Origin of the sequence: Streptomyces sp. NPDC048254, from assembly GCF_043201895.1 — a bacterium.
Taxonomy (GTDB): Bacteria; Actinomycetota; Actinomycetes; order Streptomycetales; family Streptomycetaceae; genus Streptomyces.
On sequence record NZ_JBICZJ010000015.1, the window covers coordinates 28,305 to 47,011 of the forward strand.

Annotated in this window: 15 protein-coding genes; 7 read left to right on the forward strand and 8 right to left on the reverse strand. The window is 72.0% G+C overall.

The window, feature by feature from the left end:
- The first annotated feature begins 55 nt into the window (after positions 1-55).
- Complete coding sequence (locus ACGFZQ_RS34700) at positions 56-523, forward strand: nuclear transport factor 2 family protein (protein WP_351696362.1); 468 nt, start codon at positions 56-58, stop codon at positions 521-523.
- Positions 524-642: 119 nt separating this feature from the next.
- Positions 643-1,119: an SRPBCC family protein gene (locus tag ACGFZQ_RS34705; protein WP_393843682.1), complete on the forward strand. Its 477-nt coding sequence runs from the start codon at positions 643-645 to the stop codon at positions 1,117-1,119.
- A gap of 117 nt (positions 1,120-1,236) precedes the next feature.
- Here the strand turns inward: ACGFZQ_RS34705 and ACGFZQ_RS34710 are convergent, their stop codons facing one another.
- From ACGFZQ_RS34710 to ACGFZQ_RS34720, 3 genes are all read right to left on the reverse strand, one after another.
- Entirely contained in the window at positions 1,237-1,416 is a 180-nt protein-coding gene (locus ACGFZQ_RS34710; RefSeq protein WP_393843683.1) for a hypothetical protein, read from the reverse strand.
- Positions 1,413-2,165 carry a YoaK family protein gene (locus ACGFZQ_RS34715; RefSeq protein WP_393843684.1) on the reverse strand — a complete coding sequence of 251 codons (753 nt, stop codon included), beginning with the start codon at positions 2,163-2,165 and terminating at the stop codon, positions 1,413-1,415. The genes ACGFZQ_RS34710 and ACGFZQ_RS34715 overlap by 4 nt, the downstream gene beginning before the upstream one ends.
- A 111-nt stretch (positions 2,166-2,276) precedes the next feature.
- Positions 2,277-3,218: a LysR family transcriptional regulator gene (locus tag ACGFZQ_RS34720; protein ID WP_393843685.1), complete on the reverse strand. Its 942-nt coding sequence runs from the start codon at positions 3,216-3,218 to the stop codon at positions 2,277-2,279.
- Between the two features lie 114 nt (positions 3,219-3,332).
- On the opposite strand from ACGFZQ_RS34720, the gene ACGFZQ_RS34725 reads away from it, so the two are divergent.
- On the forward strand, positions 3,333-4,286 hold the full coding sequence (locus ACGFZQ_RS34725) for an alpha/beta fold hydrolase (protein ID WP_393843686.1): 954 nt from the start codon (positions 3,333-3,335) through the stop codon (positions 4,284-4,286).
- 53 nt (positions 4,287-4,339) lie between these two features.
- On the forward strand, positions 4,340-5,254 hold the full coding sequence (locus ACGFZQ_RS34730; RefSeq protein WP_393843687.1) for a phytoene/squalene synthase family protein: 915 nt from the start codon (positions 4,340-4,342) through the stop codon (positions 5,252-5,254).
- Here the strand turns inward: ACGFZQ_RS34730 and ACGFZQ_RS34735 are convergent.
- The 3 genes from ACGFZQ_RS34735 to ACGFZQ_RS34745 form a co-directional block, all read right to left on the reverse strand.
- Positions 5,245-7,137 carry a glycoside hydrolase family 97 catalytic domain-containing protein gene (locus tag ACGFZQ_RS34735; protein WP_393843688.1) on the reverse strand — a complete coding sequence of 631 codons (1,893 nt, stop codon included), beginning with the start codon at positions 7,135-7,137 and terminating at the stop codon, positions 5,245-5,247. The genes ACGFZQ_RS34730 and ACGFZQ_RS34735 overlap by 10 nt on opposite strands.
- A gap of 25 nt (positions 7,138-7,162) precedes the next feature.
- Entirely contained in the window at positions 7,163-9,475 is a 2,313-nt protein-coding gene (locus ACGFZQ_RS34740) for a Tat pathway signal sequence domain protein (protein ID WP_393843689.1), read from the reverse strand.
- A 317-nt stretch (positions 9,476-9,792) separates the two neighbouring features.
- Positions 9,793-10,665, reverse strand: coding sequence for a ricin-type beta-trefoil lectin domain protein (locus ACGFZQ_RS34745; protein ID WP_393843690.1), 873 nt, complete (start codon positions 10,663-10,665; stop codon positions 9,793-9,795).
- Between the two features lie 324 nt (positions 10,666-10,989).
- On the opposite strand from ACGFZQ_RS34745, the gene ACGFZQ_RS34750 reads away from it, so the two are divergent.
- From ACGFZQ_RS34750 to ACGFZQ_RS34760, 3 genes are read left to right on the forward strand one after another with little or no spacing between them, the layout of a single operon-like run.
- Positions 10,990-11,625 carry a sigma-70 family RNA polymerase sigma factor gene (locus ACGFZQ_RS34750; RefSeq protein ID WP_393843691.1) on the forward strand — a complete coding sequence of 212 codons (636 nt, stop codon included), beginning with the start codon at positions 10,990-10,992 and terminating at the stop codon, positions 11,623-11,625.
- Complete coding sequence (locus ACGFZQ_RS34755; RefSeq protein ID WP_393843692.1) at positions 11,622-12,800, forward strand: hypothetical protein; 1,179 nt, start codon at positions 11,622-11,624, stop codon at positions 12,798-12,800. Before ACGFZQ_RS34750 ends, ACGFZQ_RS34755 begins: the two co-directional genes overlap by 4 nt.
- Positions 12,801-12,851: 51 nt before the next feature.
- Entirely contained in the window at positions 12,852-17,390 is a 4,539-nt protein-coding gene (locus ACGFZQ_RS34760) for an FtsK/SpoIIIE domain-containing protein (RefSeq protein ID WP_393843693.1), read from the forward strand.
- Positions 17,391-17,465: 75 nt separating this feature from the next.
- On the opposite strand, the gene ACGFZQ_RS34765 is transcribed toward ACGFZQ_RS34760, so the two are convergent.
- Both ACGFZQ_RS34765 and ACGFZQ_RS34770 read right to left on the reverse strand, forming a co-directional pair.
- On the reverse strand, positions 17,466-17,777 hold the full coding sequence (locus ACGFZQ_RS34765; RefSeq protein WP_046730425.1) for a hypothetical protein: 312 nt from the start codon (positions 17,775-17,777) through the stop codon (positions 17,466-17,468).
- A gap of 46 nt (positions 17,778-17,823) precedes the next feature.
- Positions 17,824-18,678 (reverse strand): hypothetical protein, encoded by an 855-nt coding sequence (locus ACGFZQ_RS34770; protein WP_351734667.1) that lies wholly within the window; start codon positions 18,676-18,678, stop codon positions 17,824-17,826.
- Positions 18,679-18,707 lie beyond the last annotated feature (29 nt).

An 18,707-nucleotide genomic window follows, 5' to 3' on the forward strand; every position in this document is an offset into this window, starting at 1 on the left:
TGCTTTTATACATCTGTCAAACAGGCAGGCGCAAGCAAGCCCCGAGGAGCCCCTCATGGCCGCCCACACCTCCGTCTCACCTCAGGAAGCCGCCGACCGGCTGGCCATCCGTGAGCTGATCGACGCCTACGCCCACTGCGCGGACCGGCGTGACGCCAAGGGCCAGATGAGCCTGTTCACCGAGGACACCCGATTCCTGGTGTTCATGGACGCCACGGCGGCGGAGCCGACGCAGGAGCTGCACGGCCGCGACTCCCTCGCCCCCGTGTTCGACAACCTCAACTCGTATCGGACGACGACGCACTTCAACGGCCAGAGCACCGTCTCCCTCGACGGGGACCGCGCGACCGGCGAGAGCTACTGCCTGGCCCACCATCTCTCGGTCGGGGACGACGGCGGGCGCACGCTGATGATCGCGTCCATCCGCTATCTCGACGAGTTCACCAGGCAGGACGGCGAATGGCTGTTCGCCGAGCGCCGTCTGATGGTCGACTGGACGGAGACGCGCCCCTCGACACCGTGACCGGCGGCCGGTGCGGCGAAGGGTGCGCGCGGCGGAACCGGGTACTCGGCGGCCACGGGAGAGCGAGTCGGACAGCGACAGCATCCCGGTGACGAGCCGTTTCCGACGAGGAGGAACAGATGAGCACGGTCAAGAAAGCCGTGGACGTCGCCGTCCCGGTCCACACGGCCTACAACCAGTGGACCCAGTTCGAGGACTTCCCGAACTTCATGGAGGGCGTCGAGGAGGTCAGGCAGCTCGACGACCGGCACAACCACTGGACCACGAAGATCGGCGGGGTACGGCGCGAGTTCGACACCGAGATCGTCGACCAGTTGCCGGACGACCGGATCACCTGGCGGGCGATCGAGGGTGACGTCCGGCAGCGGGGATCCGTCCGGTTCGAGCCGCTGGACGAGACGCACACCCGCGTCGAACTCACGATGGACGTCGAGCCCAGCGGCATGGTCGAGAGGGGTGCCGACGCGCTCGGCCTGATCGGCCGCCGCGTCAACGGGGACCTCAGCCGCTTCAAGGACTACATCGAGCAGCGCGAAGGCGAGAGCGGCGCCTGGCGCGGTCGCATCCGCCCCGGCAATCCCGGCTCAGCCCTCTGAGGACTCCGGGGAAGCCCCCGAGCACGGTCATACGACCCCGCCCTCCCTGTGCGGGCCCGAGGCGGGGTCGTCGCTGCAGACCGCCGCCCCGCTGCGGACGGAACCGCTGAAGCCGGGCTACCAGCGGTGGCGGGTCTGGTCCTCGCCGGACCTGCTGGGGGCGTTGCCGAGCTGGTACGGAGTGAGACGGTCACCGTCGCTCCCGGCCCGCGACACCTCGTTCGGCTCGCGCATCTCGCGCTCCTCGCGCACCTCCCGGGCGTCGGAGGTCACCGGCGCCTGGGGTGCGACGGTCACAGCGGGTCGGTCCAGCGTGCGTCCGAGCGGGTCAGGGCGAACGTGTCGAGCGTGCTGCCCGCGAGGAGCACGGTGGCGAGCAGCAACGGCAGGGCGGGCGTGCCGTCGCGGACGGCGAAGGCGCCGATCAGAGCGCCGGCGAACATCGCCAGCACCGAGAGGGCGCGCCGGCCGGTCCTTCCTCCACCGCCTCCGGCGGCCTTGCTGTCGGAGGCCATGCCGGTGATGGTCAGGGTCAGGACGGTCGTGGTGAGGTCCGGTACGGCGAGCGCGCGGGCGGTCGCGTTCTGGACGCCCATGGCGAGACCGAGGAGCACGATCAGCTCGTACCGGGTCCCGGCGGTGTCCAGGGGGGCGCCGTACCGGGCGACGCCGTAGGCCGCCAGGAACAGGACCGTCTCCAGGACGAGCGCCCGGCGCAGGACGCGGCCGCGGTGCGCGCGGGCCCGGTGCGCGATCCGGCCGCCCAGCAGGGCGCCCACGCCGAAGGCGGCCAGCGCGGCCAGCGAGGCGGCCAGGGAGAACCCGGCGGCGCCCGCGATCGCGAAGCCGGAGAAGACCACGTTTCCGGTCATGTTGGCGACGAAGACATGGCCGAGCACCAGGTAGCTGAAGGCGTCCACGAGGCCGGTCACCACGGTGAGGGCGAGCATCAGCGGGGGCAGGGGGCCATGGCGGTCCGCCGGGTCGGGCAGCACGGTCGCCCGGGCGTCACGGAGTACGGGCTGGACGGCATCCTTGATCGACATGGCGGTCCCCTCGGGACTGGAACGGAACCGCACCTCGTGCGGTGCGTCCTCCCCAGCCTCCGGGCACCACGGTCGCACTGTCCAACATATGGATCCGGGTCCAGCGATCGGTCATGCCGATCGATCGCCGCCGTGGTGTTCGAGGACGTCGAGAAACGCCTCGGCGGCCGGAGCCAGCCGGGCGCCGTCGTACGCCACGCAGATGTGGTGCACGGCCTCGTCGTCCGTCAGACGCAGCATCCGCGCGCCCCGGGGCAGCTCGTCGGCGGCGTCGAGACCCAGCACGGAGCCGGGGCCGACGACGGTGGACCGGGGTACGACGGTGACGCCCACCCCCCGGGCGGCCAGCCGGATCATGTCGTGGATCTGGCCCACCTCGAAGTGCTGGCCCGCCTCCGCTCCCGCGCGGGCGAAGGCCGCCTCGACCTGGCGGCGCAGGCCGCTGCCCCGCGTGAACTGGATCAGCGGGTGGCTGTCCGGCAGCTCGGCGAGATCGATGGCCTCCCGGTCCGCGAGAGCGTGCTCGCGCGGTACGACGCACACCAGCGGAGCGCTGCCCAGCGTCCGGTGGTCCAGCCCCTCCGGCACCTGCCGGGCGGCGAGTCCGACCACCCCGACATCGAGGGTGCCGGCGAGGACCGCGGCGGCCATCCGGGAGCTGGGATCGTTGGAGACGCGCAGGTCGACGCCGGGATAGCGGGCGCGGTAGTCGGCCAGCACCTCCACCATGTCGAAGGGCACGGCCATCGTCTGTACCAGGCCCAGCCGGAGCCGGCCGCGGCGCAGACCAGCGAGCGCGTCGAGGGCGGCCTGGGCGTTGTCGACGTCGGCGAGGATGCGCCGGGCCCGCGGCTCCAGCAGCTCACCGGCGGCGGTCAGCCGTACCGAGCGGCTCGTGCGGCTGAACAGCGGGGCGCCGACGTCCTTCTCCAGCCGGGCGATCTGCTGGCTCAGCGCCGACTGCGCCACATAACAACGCGCGGCGGCCTGGGTGAAGTTGTGGGTCTCGGCGACCGCCAGGAAGTACCTCAGATGCCGCAGTTCCATGGACATCAATCTCCCTCGCCGATCGATCGAGGTCAATTCATGTGCCCCGCCGATGCCGGGCGGCGCCCGCACGGCACATCCACGGCTCGACTGAAGATCGTTGCGCGTACGCTCGTGCACATGGTTCAGCATCGATTGATCGACGTGAACGGAATCCGGCTGCACATCGCCGAGGAGGGTTCCGGCCCGCTGGTCGTGCTGCTGCACGGCTTCCCCGAATCATGGCACTCGTGGCAGCACCAGTTCGGCCCGCTGGCCGCGGCCGGCTTCCATGTGGTCGCCCCCGACCAGCGGGGCTACGGCAGCAGCGACCGCCCCGAGGATGTCGACGCGTACAGCATCTTCCACCTGGTCGGCGATGTCGTCGGGCTGATCCGGGAGTTGGGCGAGGAGAAGGCGTTCGTCGTCGGGCACGACTGGGGCGCGCCGGTGGCCTGGCACACCGCGCTGTTCCGGCCGGACCTGGTGCGCGGGGTGGCCGGGCTGAGCGTGCCGCCGCCGTTCCGGGGGACGAGGCCGCCGCTGCAGGCCATGGACGAGATGTTCGGGGGCCGCTTCTACTGGAACTACTTCAACCGGCCGGGTGTCGCCGACGCCGAGTTCGCCCGCGACACCCGCACCACGCTGCGGAAGTTCTTCTTCTCGGCCTCCGGCGAAAGCGGTTCGGCCGGACAGCCCCTGGTCGACCCCGAGCGCGGCTGGCTCGCCGACATGCCGGATCCCGAGCGGCTGCCGGAGTGGTTCACCGAGGAGGACCTGGAGGCCCTCACCGAGAGCTTCTCCCAGGGTTTCACCGGGGCGCTCAACTGGTACCGCAACCTCGATCGCAACTGGGACCTGACCGCTCCCTGGCAGGGTGCCCGCGTCACTCCGCCCGCGCTGTACGTCTACGGCGACCGTGACGTGGTCCCGGCGTTCCCCGGTACGCCCGAGCTCATCGAGCGGCTTCCCGTCCTGATGCCCAACCTGGTGCGCGAGCCCCTCAAGCTGGCGGGCTGCGGCCACTGGACCCAGCAGGAGCGCCCGGACGAGGTGAACACGGCGCTGGTCGACTTCCTCAAGTCCCTTTCCTGAGCGCTCTTCCGCGGTCGGGCTCCGCGGTCCGCGCCTGCCTCTACGATCTTCTCGTGAGCGCGTGGAATCAGAGCCTGACCGCGGCCGGGATCCGGGATGCGGAGCTGCGGCGGGACTACAGCACCCAACGGCGTACGGTCCGGCGGTATCGCCGGAGCGCCTATCTGGCCTGCCGGATGCTGCTGCCGCCCTCGGTGCAGCCCCATGTGGTGGCCGCGACGGCCGTGATGCACCACGGGGACGACCTGCTGGACAGCGGTCCCGAGGCGGGGCGTGCGCAGGCGTGGGCCGAGTGGGAGCGGCGGGTGCGTGCGGGACTGGAGACGGGGACCAGTGACGATCCCCTGGTCCGTACCCTCCTGCACACGGTCGCCGTGTACCCCCGGCACCGGGAGGTCGTGGCGGCCTATCTGGCCACCGCCACCACCGAGCTGGAGTTCACCGGTTTCGCGACCGAGGCCGACTACCAGGACTATCTCGACGCCTACTCGATGCCGGCCTTCCTGCTGATAGGCGCGCTGCTGGGCCCCGAGACCGATCCCGGCGGACGGTTCCTGGCCGGCTGCCGCAGGCTCATCGACGGCAGCCAGCGGCTGGACTTCGTCAACGACCTCGCCGAGGACCTGCGGGAGGGCCGGCCCGGCATCCCCGCGGAGACCCTGAAGCGTTTCTCCGTCACGGCGGAGGACCTCGCGGCGGGCCGGGCCTCGCCCGGTCTGCGCTCGCTCGTGGCCCACGAGGTCGAGACCGCCCGGGCCGACCTGCGGTCGGCCCGGGAACTGCTCGAACTGATCCCGGTCGCGCACCGCCCGCTGGTGGGCACGCTGATCGAGATCGAACTGCTCACCGCCGAGGCCGTGCTCGCGCCCGGCACGGACGTGCTGCGCGGCTCGGCGTCACCGTCCACGGCGGGCACCCTCAGGCTGGTGCTCGGTGCCCGCCGGCGGGCGGTGCGTGCTCAGCGGTAGCAGCTGGTGACGCCGGGATGCCAGGGGCAGGCGATCCCGGCGAAGCCGCCGTCGGCGACGACGTCGACGCTCAGGTCGTCACCGCCGCGCTGGACCTGGCTCTCCTGCACGAGGCCTTGGGCGCCGTCCCGGATCGTCTGCACCAGCCACCGTCCGCGGCCGATGGCCAGGGGGACCGTGGCGGTGTGGGCGGCGCCGGCGTACACCCCGCCCAGGAACCAGCGGTTCCCGCTGCGGCGGGCGAGGACGGCTTCCCGGCCGGGGCTGCCGGCCAGCAGGCGGGTATCGTCCCAGGCGGCGGGCAGCTGGTCGAGGAAGTCCCGGGCGAGCGGCCGGGCGTCGTACGACTCGGGAGTGCCCGCGAGCATCTGGAGGCCGGACTCGTAGGCGACGGTGAGTCCGGTCTCGGCCGCGTCGGAGTCCGGGCGCTGGCCGACGCGCTGGAAGCCGCCGGGGGTGAAGTCCATGGAGCCGATGACGTTGCGGGTGAAGGGGAGGGTGGTGAGGTGGGCGGAGGTGTTGGTGCGCTTCTCCTCGCCGCCGACGGACTCCATGCTCATCACCTGGGGCCAGGTGCGCTGGATGCCCTTGGGGAGGGTGGCGCCGTGGAAGTCCACCAGGAGGTGGTGGGCGGCGGTCTCCGGGAGGATCGCGTCGTACCACCGGAGCATGGACTGCGCCTCGGAGTTCATGAAGTCGATCTTGATGCCCTTGACGCCCCAGCGTTCCAGGGTGGGCAGCCACTGGGCGCGTTCCTCTGGGGTGTCGAGGTCGCGCTGGTGGATCCAGACGACGATCCCGACGCCCTTGGCGCGCGCGTAGTCGACGAGTTCGGGCATCCAGCTGTCGGTCCCCCAGTCCGGGTCGGTGGTGTCCCACTCGTCGGTCTTGAAGTACCAGCCGGCGTCGACGGCCTCGTAGGGCCAGTGCCGGGCGGCCGCGTAGTCGACGTACGCCTTCTGCGCGGCGAGGCTCTGGCCTGCCGTGCGGCCGCCGGCGAGCCAGGTCCACAGCACGGTGCCGGGGTGGATCCAGGACGTGTCGGCGACCTTGGACGCGGGGGCCAGGTCGTCGGTGAAGGTGGGCCGGGTGACGGTCGCGAGGTCGCCGGTGATCATGGCCCGCCAGGGGGTGACGAGCGGCCCGTCGGTGTGGACCTGGGTGTCGGCGAGCTTGATGCGGTCGGTGCCGGCGCCCTGGGTGTGCGCGAGCCGGGCGCCGGAGTAGGTGCCGGTGAGGTCGGACTCGGCGAGCAGGGTGTAGCCGCCGGCGGTGGCGAAGAGGGCCTGGTCCGAGTACTCGCCGCTCGGGGCGGTCGCCGCGGTGTACTGCTTGAACTGGCCCTCGTTGTCGACCCGGTAGGTGCTGAGCCAGGCGCCCGCGTCCGCCGGCAGGTTGAACGCGGAGGTCTCGCCGAGCACGTCGCCGGATCCGGCGGGCAGGACGTACCGGTAGGCGATGCCGTCGGCGGAGGCGCGGACGACCAGGTCGAGGCGGGCGCCGGCGGCGGTGCCGAAGGACAGCCGGGTCTCGTTCAGGCGCACCCTGCGGTCCAGCCGTTTCCCGGACTTCGCCCGGTAGTGCTCCTCGACCGTACGGTCCTTGCGGTGCAGGAAGCGCAACCCCTGTGACAGGTCGGCCTGTTGGGTGACGATGCCGACGGGCGACGGCTCGATCACCGTACGGCCAGCACGGGAGACGGCGAGGCTGAGGGTGCCGGTGGTGGTGTCGAGGGCGATGCGGGCCCGGGGTGCGTGGGCCGCCTCGGACACGGTCCAGGTGTGCGACCGCTGCTCGGCCCGGGCGGGCGCGGTGGTCAGGAGGGTGGCCGCCAGTCCGGCGCAGAGCGCGGCGACCACGGTTCTCGGGAGTGGAACAGCCATGAGAAGCCTGTCTTCCGGTCAGTGGTTACGGCAGTCCCCAGGCCGCGCCCGGTTCGCTGACGGCGACCGGCGCGATGACGAGGTCGGGGCGGGAGCCGGAGTGCACGAGCACCTCGCGGCCGCGGGGCAGGTCGATGGCGAGGGTGCCGTCGCCGAGGTCGTGGGTGCGGGCCGGGGAGCCGTCGTCACGCAGGACGGTGAGGGGGCCGGTCAGGCCGTGCCGGAGCTTGAGGGGCTCACCGGCCAGGCTCCGGATCCGGATGAACCGGGTGGTCCCGGCCTTGCGGACGGCGCTGACCAGGAAGGCGCCCTGGGTGCGGAAGTTGTGCAGGGTGAGGTCGGCCCAGGCGGTCGGTACGGCCGGGAAGACCCGGACGATGCCGCCCCAGCTCTGGCAGAACATGTCGTGCAGGGACTGCGAGGCGGACAGCGGGGTCTCGATGACCGGACCGGCCTCGGTGTAGTGGGTGCTGGCCCGGCAGGGGTAGCGGGTCGTGGGGTCGAAGAACTTCCTCAGGTAGCCGATGGCGGTGTCGCCGTCGCCCGTCATCGCGTACATGGAGGCGGCCCCGGTGTAGCTGTAGCCGCGGTGGGCGCCGGTCAGCGCGTGCCAGCGGACCACGGACTTCGTGATCAGGTCGCGGTTCTCCGGCTGGTCCCAGTTGACCAGGTACAGCGGGTACACCATCAGCATGTGCGAGTAGTGCCGGTGGGACTGGGCGTACGGGGTGTCGGCGCCGATCATGAAGCCGTTGTCGTCGACCGGGTACGGGGTGAGCCGGGCCAGCACCTCCTGCCAGCGGGGCTTCGACTCGTCGTCGATGCCGAGCAGTTCGGCGGAGTCGAGGAGGGTCTGGCAGCCCCAGCGGATCAGCGCCAGGTCGTAGTTGGTGTCCTGCGGCGGGACGATCGGGTACTCGGGTGAGAGCGTGCTGGGCAGGTGCAGCCTGCCGTCGCTGCCCGGGGTGAGGAAGTGCAGGTAGTAGTTGACGGCGCGGCGCAGCACCGGGTAGATCGTGTCGCGGAGCAGGGACTTGTCCATGGAGTGGCGGTACGACAGCCACACGTTGTGCAGGGCCCAGGTGAGGTCGCCGGTCTCGGCGCCGGTTCCCGGTCGTCCCACCTCGCGGTTGGCGAACATGTCGGAGCTGCGGCCGATGCCGGAGCTGTCCGAGCGGTAGGCGGCGGGCACGTTGGCGGTGAGCTGTTCCTGGTTCTGGCGCAGGGTGGTGGCGAGGGCGTCCAGTTCCGGGTGGTTGAAGGCGTGGATCAGCCAGTATTCGAGCTGGACGTTGAGGTTCCACCAGACCGCCGGCCAGGGGGTGGGCTCCAGCCAGGGCCCGGCGGTGCCCATGACCGGTCCGTCCGCGCGGCTGGCGCAGGCCACCTTGTAGAGCTGGATCCAGTGGAAGCTCTGCAGCCGCTGGTCGGGGAAGGACACGAAGCTCTTCCGGTAGAAGGCGTGCCACCAGCGGGTGTGCCGTCGCCTGAGGGTGCCGTAGGACACCGCGCGGCGCAGGTTGCGGCGGGAGTCGGCCTCGGCGGCGGTGTCCGAGGGGAAGCTGTGACCGACGCTCAGCAGGACTTCGTCGCCGGTACGGCGGTGGGAGGTGGCCGTCTGGCCGCCACCGGTGAGAGGTTGGAGGACCTGCTCGGTGCCGTCGTCCGACGTCCGTTCGGTCCAGGGCGGGTTGGCGGTGTACCCGGCGGGCGGTGACTCCTGGATCTTCCGGGGGCTGATGGCCTCCTCGGGGTGGAAGGTCCAGGTGACGTGTTCGCCGCCGTGGGCCGTGGCGCGGACGGCGAGCACCTCGTCGTGGATGAGGGCGGCGAGGGTGAGGGTGCCGGCGGTGGTGGTGACGGTGCCGGTGAGTTCGGCGTTCCACAGGCTCAGGCGCCAGTCGACGGCGGTGATGGTGCCGGCCGGTTCGAGCGTGAGGTGCCCAACCGGGAGGCGGGCGGTGCCCCAGCCGCTGCCGAACTCGGGCCGGTGGTCCTGGACCCGGCCGTGCTGGACGGTGAAGCGGATCTGGTTGGCGCCCGGCTCCTGGTAGATCATGCTGCCGAGCAGCCCGTCGCCGAGGAACGGCCCCTCGTACCAGAGGGTGGGCAGCCTGCTCCACAGCAGGTCCTGGCCGCGCAGGAACCGGTCCCAGGCGCCGTCGGTGGTCATGGTGTCGCGGAGTCTCCAGGGGCGTCCGCGGCCGCCCGCCCCCGCTGGGGGCTGCTGTGCGGCATGTGCGGTTCCGGGCAGGGCCGCGGCTGCCGCGCCGCCGAGGGCGGTGCCGAGTACGGCTCTGCGGGGCACCGGTGAACGTTGCTCCGGCTGCGAGGTCATCGTCGTCCTCCAGACCTGATGGATCCTCGATACATCGGGTGTATCGCGGAACCTAGCAACCCACGTGAACCTGTCAACTACCTCAACAGGGCAAGCTCGTTCGCCACTCTGGGCGGTGAGCTTTGGGTTCACATCGACAACCCTGGCTCAGGTTCCTGACTCCTCCGATGAATCGACTTGTTCTGGCGCAGCCGAATGCGCGCGCCGGTCATCTCAAAGGGTGGCGAGGGTAGCGAGGGTGGCAGTGGCCGGCCTGAACGCCGTCGGCCGCGACCCGTTCACCGGGTTGCGGCCGACTAAGAAGGGCCCCAGGCAGGTCAGCCCTTGTGCCACTTCTGGTTGGGGGTGCCGGCGCAGGTCCACAGCTGGAGCTTGGTGCCGTTGCCGGTGCCGTTGCCGGTGACGTCCACACACTTGTCGGCCAGGGAGCTGACCAGGTCGCCGGCCGAGCTGAGGTAGAACAGTTGGGCGCGGTTGCCGCTGCACCTGGCGACCTGGATCGCGGTGCCGTTGGCGGTGTTGCCCCACGCCAGGTCCATGCACAGGCCGAGCGAGCGGATGGTGCCGTCGGACTGGAAGACCCACTTCTGCTTGGCCGCGCCCGAGCAGTCCAGGATCTCCAGCCGGGTGCCGTCCCCGCCCGCGTTGGTGACGTCGATGCAGCGGCCGGACGGGTTCCCGATCAGCGCCACGCCGGGGACCGTGGTCGTCTTGGTGCCCCCGCTCGACGAGGAGCCGCCGGAGGAGGACTTCCCGCCCGAGGACGACGACTTGGTGCCGCTCGACTTCGTACCGGACGAGCCGGACGAGCCAGACGAGGAGGAGCCCGAGTTCGTGCCGGAGTTCGAGTTCGAACCGGAGCTGACGGATCCGCCGCCGGACTGCTGCCCGGTCGAGCCGGCGCCCGTGCCGCCGCCGGACCCGGAGCCGCCGGAACCGGTCTTGGCGGGCTTGTGCGAGGGGGTGTGGGACGGCGTCGATGACGAGGACGAGGAGGGCGACTCCGACGTGCTGGACAGCGTTGTCGGCTCCCCCGGTGCCACCGCCGCGGCCGGTGTGGTGTCCGGGTCGGGGAAGAGGTCGACATGGCTCAGCACCGGTACGGCCAGGGCCACGACGACGGTCAGTCCGGCCGCGGCGGCCACGGTCCCCCACACCCGTACACCCGGTACCAGCCCGCGGCGGGGCACGGCGGGACGGCTGGCGAAGGTGTCACTGAAACGTCCCGCCGGACTTCCGGGCCGTTCCGCCGAGGGCCGGGGTTTACGAAGGGGCGGCACGTCGTCTCCTGAAGGTCTCGTGAAGTTCTCGGAACGCCCGGAACGAGCGGGACACAGGAACAGTAACCAAGAGAAGGCCCAGCTCCGGACGCCTGCCCACGAAGATCCCGCCGAACGTCACCTTCCGTCCACCTATGCGGAGTTGCCTGTGACGAACTTGTTGAAGAGCACAGCAATGGTGACTTCGGGAACTTCCGTTTCTCGCGCTAGCGTTCGTGCCTGAAGCGTTTCACAGTGACACAGAGCAACACCGCAAGACAGCACAACAGCGAAACCCGACACCGGAAGGCGGAGGCATTGGGCCTCATCGACCATGACCGCGCCGACGGCGCGGACCGGACGCTCGGCCTCCTGCTCGCGGAGCGCGACAGCCTGCGCCGCTTCGTGACCGGCATGATGGGGCCCGACCCCCACGGCGCGGAGGACGTCGTCCAGGAAACCCTGTTGCGGGCCTGGCAGTCGGCCGGCCGGCTGGACTGGCGGGACCGGCCCATCCGTATGTGGCTGTTCCGGGTCGCCCGCAACCTGGTGGTCGACAGCCGGCGCCGGGACCGGACCGTCCCGGTGGGGATCACCGCGGCGGACTTCGGCGGTGCCGGGCCGGCACCCGTTCCCGACCACGCCGAACAGGTCGGTGACCGCCGGGTGCTGGTCTCCGCGCTGCGCACCCTCGCTCCCGCCCACCGCGAGGTCGTCGCCCGTGTCCATCTGCTGGGACAGGCCGGCGACGACGTGGCCCGCCAGCTCGGGCTGCCCCCGGGCACGGTCAAGTCCCGTACCCATCACGGCATACGCGCGCTGCGCGCGACCCTCGAATCCCACGGCTGCCACCCGGCCGGAGCAGAGAGACTCCGGGGAGAGACGCGATGACCTCCGACACCATCACCACCCTGCTCGGCCTGGTCGGCCTGCTGGTTCTCGTCTTCGCCGTCACGAGCTGGCTGGTGCGGCGCGGCGGCGGCTGGAAGGCCCTGTGGCGCCGCCTCCGGCGTGAGATCACCCTCACCGTGCGGGCGTTCACCGGTCCGGTCCGCACCGAACTGCGCTACCGGCGCGGACTGCGCCTGCTGGTCCGGCTGCTGCGCGACCCGGCCGTGTGGGCCGACGCCGAGCGGGCCACGGCCCTGGCCGCGACCGTCCGCCCGGGGGTCCGTCCCTACGGCGTGCTGGCCGGGCCCGAGTGGATGGCCGTGCTGGTCGCGGCGGACGGCGACGCGCTGCGCGAGCCGCCGGAGCCGTGGGCGGCCGACGAGACCGATCCGCGGCTGTGGTGGATCGACCGTGCCGACCTCACGGACGACACCGAGGACCCGGCCGCACCGCTGCTGGTCTGCGTGGGGCACGACATGGGGCACGCCGTGCTGCTCGACGTGCGCTCCGGACCGCCCGCGCTGTCCGTGTTCGGCCCGCCGCGCGCCGCCCGTACGGCCCGCGCCGTGCTCCAGGCGCTCGCCGCCCAGGTGGACGCCCGGCTGCCCGAGGGCCGGGTCGCCATCGCCGCCGGGGTGCACCCCCGGCATCCGGGGGCGACGGCCACCGCCACCGTCGGGCAGCCCGGCATCGAGGTCGCGGTGTGCGCCGACCCGCTGGAGCGGCCGCTGCCGTCAGGTGTGCGGCTGCTGAGCCTCGGGGTGGCCCGGGGCCGCACCCGGCTCCTTGAGATCGCGCCGGACTCGACGCTCACGGCGCACGGCGCTCCCGCCGCCGCCCGGGTCGACGCCCTGCCCCTGTCGCGGGCGGTGGCCCGGACCCTGTCCGCGCTGCCGCCGTGCCCCGACCGCCCGGACGACGAGGCCGCGCGTCCGCAGGACGTCACCTCCGCAGCCGATCCCGACCTGCTGCCGGACGAGCCCGACCTCGACGCCGGCGCGGCGCCGGTCGCCGAGCCGACCGGTGTATCGGCCACCCGGCCGGCCCCCGAGGCCGAGCCGGCCGTCGCACCGGTACCCGCGCCGGCCCCGGCGGCCGAGAGCGACGACGACTTCGCGGAACCGAGCACCTCCGGTGCGGCCGGTGTCTCCGCGAGCTCGCCCCCGGCGCCGTAACCGCCGCACCCGTCCCCTGATCCCGCACGAACGACCGCCCGGCTGGGAGCCGTGAACCTCACCATCACCACCGTGGACGCCACGGACGGACAGCGCCGCGACCACCAGGTCCGGCTGCCCTCGAACGCCACCGTCGGCGATCTCGCCGCCGCCCTGACCCAGGACGAGGCCGCCGCCGGCGGCGCCGACTGGGCCACGGCCGGCGCCCCGCAGGCGCGTAACCTCTATGCCGACGGGCACCGGCTCGACCCCGAGACCCGGGTCTCCGGCAGCGGTATCCGCGACGGCGGGCTGCTCGGGCTCGGCGGTCCGGCCCGCCCGGCCGACCTGGTCCGGGTCCATGACGACAGCGACCAGGACGGTGTCCTCGCCGAGGTGCACGTCGTCTCCGGGCCCGGTGCCGGGCGGACCTGGCGGCTCGGCCCGGGCAGCCACGAGATCGGCACCGACCCGCTGTGCGCCCTGCGGCTCGACGCCGGCGCCGGGGTACCCGAGTCCGGGCTGTGGGTGACGGTCGGCGCGGACGGCTCCGCGGCCTGGCACCGCACCGACGCCGAGCCCGAGGCGACCGTCCGGGCCCGGCTCGCGTCGCCGCCGCCCGACGACGCCATCACCCAGCTGCGCAGGCCCCGCCCCCAACCGCCCCGGGAACGCCCGGCGGGGCCGGGCCCGGTGCCCTGGCCGGCCGGTGAGGACCTGACCGTGGGTCCGGTGCTGCTGCGGATGAGCGCGCCGGTCGAGGCGGACGCGGCCGTGACCCCGTCCGCCGACGGTTACGGCGTGGACTACAACCGGCCGCCCCGGATCGCCCCGCACCTGGACGCCGAGCGGGTCCGGCTGCCGCAGCCGCCGTCGCCGCCGCAGAAGCGGCCGTTCCCGACCGTGATGATGATCTCCCCGATCGTCCTCGGCCTGTTCATGGTCAGCATCTTCAAGTCGTACTACTTCCTGGTGTTCCTGTTCCTCAGCCCGATGATGATGCTGTCGAACTGGGCGACCGGCCGGCGTGCGGCCCGCAAGCAGTTCCTGGAGTCCGAGCGGGCCTACGAACAGCGCCGTGACGTCCTTGAGAAGCAGGTCCGGGACGCGGTGGTCGGCGAGCGGCGGGTCCGGGACAAGACCGGTCCGGACCCCGCGGCCGTAGCCCTGATCGCGACCGGTCCCGGCGGCCGGCTCTGGGAGCGGCGCCGCCGGGACCCGGATCACCTGGTGCTGCGTCTTGGCACGGTCGACCAGCCGTCGGTACGGGAGCTGGAGGACCCGGCACGCGACGAGAACCACCGCTCGATCCGCTGGAACATCCCCGACACGCCGATCGGCGTCGACATCACCGCGCACGGTGTCGTCGGCATCGCCGGTCCGGCCGCCGAAGTACAGCCGCTGGCTCGCTGGCTGGTGGCGCAGGCGGGCGTGCTGCACAGCCCGCGCGACCTCAGGGTCGTCATCCTGACCGAGCCGGACCGGGTGGCGGACTGGGCGTGGACGCGCTGGCTGCCGCATCTCAGGCCCGGCACGGCCGGCGGACCGATGGTGCTGATCGGCAACGACCCCGAGTCCACCGCCGCCCGGATGAGCGAACTGGTCTCCCAGGTGCAGGCGCGCCGCCGGCAGGCCGGCAACGACCGTGACGTGGTCTTCACCGAGCCCGACGTGCTGGTGATCGCGGACGGCGCCCGGCGGCTGCGTGACGTGCCCGGCATGGTCCAGGTGCTCACCGAGGGCCCGCGGGTGCGGATCTTCAGCGTCTGCCTGGACGAGCAGGAGCGGCTGCTGCCCGAGGAGAGCACCGGTGTGGTCCTCGCGGCCGACGGCCGGCTGACCGTGCGCCGCCCCGGCGCGCCCGACCTGCCCGCCGTCCGCGCCGACCGGGTCTCCCCCGAGTGGTGCGAGCAGCTGGCCCGGGCGCTGGCCCCGATCCGGGACGTCAGCCCCGAGCACGACGCCGGACTCCCCCAGCGGGTCCGCCTCCTGGACCTGCTGGACCAGGAACCGCCGAACGCGCAGGGCCTGTTGGAGCGCTGGCAGCGCGACCCCGCCAGCACCTCCTTCCTCATCGGCACCGGCTTCGACGGGCCGCTCTCCCTGGACCTGGTGCAGGACGGGCCGCACGGCCTGGTCGCCGGTACGACGGGTTCCGGCAAGTCGGAGCTGCTGCAGACGTTCGTGGCCTCGCTGGCCGCCGCCAACCGGCCCGACGAACTCACCTTCGTGCTGGTCGACTACAAGGGTGGCAGCGCCTTCAAGGAGTGCGCCCACCTGCCGCACACCCTGGGCATGGTCACCGACCTCGACGCCCACCTCGTGGAGCGGGCCCTGGAGTCGCTGGCCGCCGAACTCCGGCGCCGGGAGCAGGTGCTGGCCGCCGCCGACGCCAAGGATCATCCGGAGTACCGGGCCAAGCGGGCCGCCGATCCCTCGCTGGCGCCGCTGCCCCGGCTGCTGCTGGTCATCGACGAGTTCGCCACCCTGGTCCGTGAAGTCCCCGACTTCGTCCCCGGGCTGATCAGCATCGCCCAGCGGGGCCGCTCGCTCGGCATCCACCTGATCCTGGCCACGCAGCGGCCGGCCGGTGTGGTCACCGGTGACATCCGCGCCAACACCAACCTGCGGATCGCGCTGCGCGTCACCGACCAGACCGAGAGCCAGGACATCATCGACGTCAAGGACGCCGTCGACATCTCCACCGCCACGCCCGGCCGGGCCCTGGTGCGGCGCGGACCGCGGCAGGCGGATCCGTTCCAGACCGCCTGGGTGGGTGCCGAACGCCCTCGGGAGAACCCGGCCTCGGCGGCCGAGCCGGAGGCCGGTCCCCGCAAGCCCGTGCGCTCGGTCGACGTCGGCTGGGACGCGCTGGGCCGCCCCGCCGAACTCCCCGCGGAGACCCGGACGGTGACGGCCTCGGCCCCACAGGGCCCGGCGCCGACCGACCTCCAGGTCCTCGTCGAGGAGATCCGCTCCGCCGCCGACCTGCTCGACGACTTCACCCAGCAGCCCAGCCCCTGGCTGCCGCCGCTCCAGCGCCAGCTGGTCCTGGACGACCTGGACGAGCTCGGCGCCACCCGCGACGGCCGCCTGGTCGTCCCCTACGCCCTGGAGGACGTCCCGCAGCTCCAGCAGCGCCGGGTCGCCGTGGCCGACCTCACCACCTTCGGGCACCTGTACATCATCGGCGCGCCGCGCTCCGGACGTACCCAGGTACTGCGGACCATCGCCGGTTCGGCGGCCCGGGTGGCGAGCACCGCCGACGTGCACCTGTACGGCATCGACGCGGGCGGCGGCGGCCTCACCGCCGTCGGTGCGCTTCCACACTGCGGCGGTGTGGTCTCCCGGCACGACCTGGAGCGGCTCGGACGGATGCTGCGCCGGCTGAACCAGGAACTGACCGAACGGCAGGACCTGGCCCAGACGCACAGCGCGACCGGTATCGCGGAGCTGCGCCGGCTGCTGCCGAAGGCCGAACGGCCGGCGCACATCATGCTGCTGATCGACGGCTGGGACTCGTTGCAGGTCATCCTCGACGAGCACGACCACGGCCAGCTGCTCCAGGAGGTCATCCGGCTGATGCGCGAGGGTGCCGCCGCCGGCATCCATGTCGTCGCCACCTCGGAACGCTCCCTGCTGGGCGGGCGGATGGCCGCGCACAACGACCACAAGCTGCTGCTCCGCCAGGGCGACCGCAGCGACTACCAGGCCGTCGGCATGATGCCGAACAAGATCCCGGCCGACATCCCGCCCGGCCGTGGCTGGCATGTGCTCAGCGGCACCGAGACGCAGGTGGCGCTGCTCGCCACCGGCGGCGGTACCGAGCAGGCGGAGGCGCTGCGCTCGATCGGCGAGAGCGCCCGCAAGCGGGACGCCCAGGTGCCGGAGGCCCGGAAGCCGTTCCAGGTGGCCGTGCTGCCGCGCTCGGTGGAGTTCGCCGAGGCCTACGAGAAGGTCCAGGCGGCCCAGCGGCGGCCGCTGTGGGGTCTGCTCGGCGTCGGCGGCGACGACGGCGGCCCCGTCGGCACGGACCTGGCCGGCACCGCCTCGGCGTTCGGGGTGTTCGGGCCGGCCGGGTCGGGGCGCAGCAACACCCTCGCCTCGATCGCCGTGTCGCTGCTGGCCGGCGGCACCTCGCTGGTCGTGCTCACCCCGCGCGAGTCGCCGCTGCGCGCCCTGGACCGGCATGCCACCGCCACCGTCCTCACCGAGAGCGACCCCTCGGCCGACACCGTGCGGGCGGCCCTGGACGCGCTGCCCGGACCTCGGGTGGTGATGATCGACGACGCCGATCTGATCACCAACTCGGCGGCGGACAAGCTCCTCAAGGAGCTCGCCGTCTCCGGTCGCGACCAGGGTCTCGGCCTGGTCTACGCGGCCTCGGCGGAGGGCTTCCAGAGCGGCATGAGCGGCTGGACGCTCGCCGCCCGGCGGGCCCGGAGCGGTCTGCTGCTCGCGCCGAAGAACCTGTCCGAGGGCGATCTGGTCGGCCTGCGCCTGCTGCCCAGTGTGGTGCGGGCGGCCACGCATCCGGGCCGGGCCTGGACGGCCGGTCCCGGCGGCACCCTGCTCGCCGTCCAGGTGCCGCTCACACCGCTGCGCGCCTGACCGGCACGGCAAGCACACGAAGAGGGCCTCCCCGGAAACTCCGGGGAGGCCCTCTTCGTAATCTCCGTAAAGGAGTTACGAGTTGTTCTGCAGGCTGCTGCTGATGCCCTGGTCGAACTGGATCGCGTTCTCCTTGATGCCGTTGAACATCTCCGAGAAGTCGTTGATGCCCTTCACGGCGGCCAGCAGGCTGGTGTCGAAGTTGTTGTAGGTCGTGCGGATGACCTCGCTGGACTGCTGGAACACCATGCCGTCGTCAACGAGGGTGTTGACTCGGTTGCGCAGGTTGCTGAGCACCGGCAGCAGGTTCTCGTGGGCGTCGTGCAGCAGGCTCACGACCTCCTCGATCTTGTGGTAGTCGAGGTTGATGCCGTTGTAGCTGGCCATGGGGTTCCTGTCCGTTCCTGTCGGTGTCGTTGCGGTGGTCGGGTCGTCACCAGGCGGCGGGGGTGCTGTTGTAGTCGTTGCCCCCGCCGTCGTCGTCATCGGTGTTGCCACCCGTCTGCTGCCAGTCCGGCTGGTTGCCGTTGGCGTCCTTGGGGCCACGGGTGTACTCGGTACGGTCACCGTCACTGCCGGTGGTGACCATCGTGCCGCTGCCGTCGGAGTTGAGGTTGGTCTCCGAGTGGACGGTGCTGCCGTCCGGGTACGAGGTGTCCGTGGTGTAGTGATTGCCGTCGCTGGAGTAGTTGGTGACCGAGGTGTACGTCTTGCCGTCGTAGGTGACGGTGGACTCCTCCTTGATCACATGACGCTGGTCGTCGAGCGTGAGATGGGTGTGGACACTGCCCCGCTCGGTGTTGATCGTCTGGTCCAGCGGCGGGTTGCCCGGGTCGGTGGCCGAGCAGAAGTCCGGCATCGTGCCGTCCGGGCCGGGCACGCACTGGTCGAGGTGGGACTGCTTGTAGTCCCACAGGTCCTTGTCCCGGAAGTAGTTCTGCAGGCCCAGGTTGCTGCCCGTGATGCCCATGCCCTGGGCCAGTTCCGAGTCGAAGGACAGGAACGCCTCGCCCACCGAGCCGAAGGCACCGGCCAGTTCCTTGAGGCCCTTGTCCGCGTGGGACATGGTGCTGCTCGCGTTGGAGTAGAAACCCGAGAGCGCGTCGGCCAGGGTCTGGTCACCGAGGACCGTCAGGGCCTCGGTGGAGGTGTATCCGTCGTAGTCCGTCTGGCCCAGCCGGGAGAACGTGCTGTTGTCGAGGAGCGGACCGATGTCGCCCGCCAGGTTCTCCAGGTCCCGTTTGGCGTCGTTGAGGACGTTGTATTCGATTTTCAGGCTGTCGGCCATGCGTGGGCCTCCCAGTCGAGACTCCGGTC

Bases quoted from the DNA above. Each gene is read 5' to 3' on its own strand.
- ACGFZQ_RS34700 (WP_351696362.1), top strand. From the start codon at position 56: ATGGCCGCCCACACCTCCGTCTCACCTCAGGAAGCCGCCGACCGGCTG.
- ACGFZQ_RS34705 (WP_393843682.1), top strand. From the start codon at position 643: ATGAGCACGGTCAAGAAAGCCGTGGACGTCGCCGTCCCGGTCCACACG.
- ACGFZQ_RS34715 (WP_393843684.1), bottom strand. From the start codon at position 2,165: ATGTCGATCAAGGATGCCGTCCAGCCCGTACTCCGTGACGCCCGGGCG.
- ACGFZQ_RS34720 (WP_393843685.1), bottom strand. From the start codon at position 3,218: ATGTCCATGGAACTGCGGCATCTGAGGTACTTCCTGGCGGTCGCCGAG.
- ACGFZQ_RS34725 (WP_393843686.1), top strand. From the start codon at position 3,333: ATGGTTCAGCATCGATTGATCGACGTGAACGGAATCCGGCTGCACATC.
- ACGFZQ_RS34735 (WP_393843688.1), bottom strand. From the start codon at position 7,137: ATGGCTGTTCCACTCCCGAGAACCGTGGTCGCCGCGCTCTGCGCCGGA.
- ACGFZQ_RS34740 (WP_393843689.1), bottom strand. From the start codon at position 9,475: ATGACCTCGCAGCCGGAGCAACGTTCACCGGTGCCCCGCAGAGCCGTA.
- ACGFZQ_RS34755 (WP_393843692.1), top strand. From the start codon at position 11,622: ATGACCTCCGACACCATCACCACCCTGCTCGGCCTGGTCGGCCTGCTG.
- ACGFZQ_RS34765 (WP_046730425.1), bottom strand. From the start codon at position 17,777: ATGGCCAGCTACAACGGCATCAACCTCGACTACCACAAGATCGAGGAG.
- ACGFZQ_RS34770 (WP_351734667.1), bottom strand. From the start codon at position 18,678: ATGGCCGACAGCCTGAAAATCGAATACAACGTCCTCAACGACGCCAAA.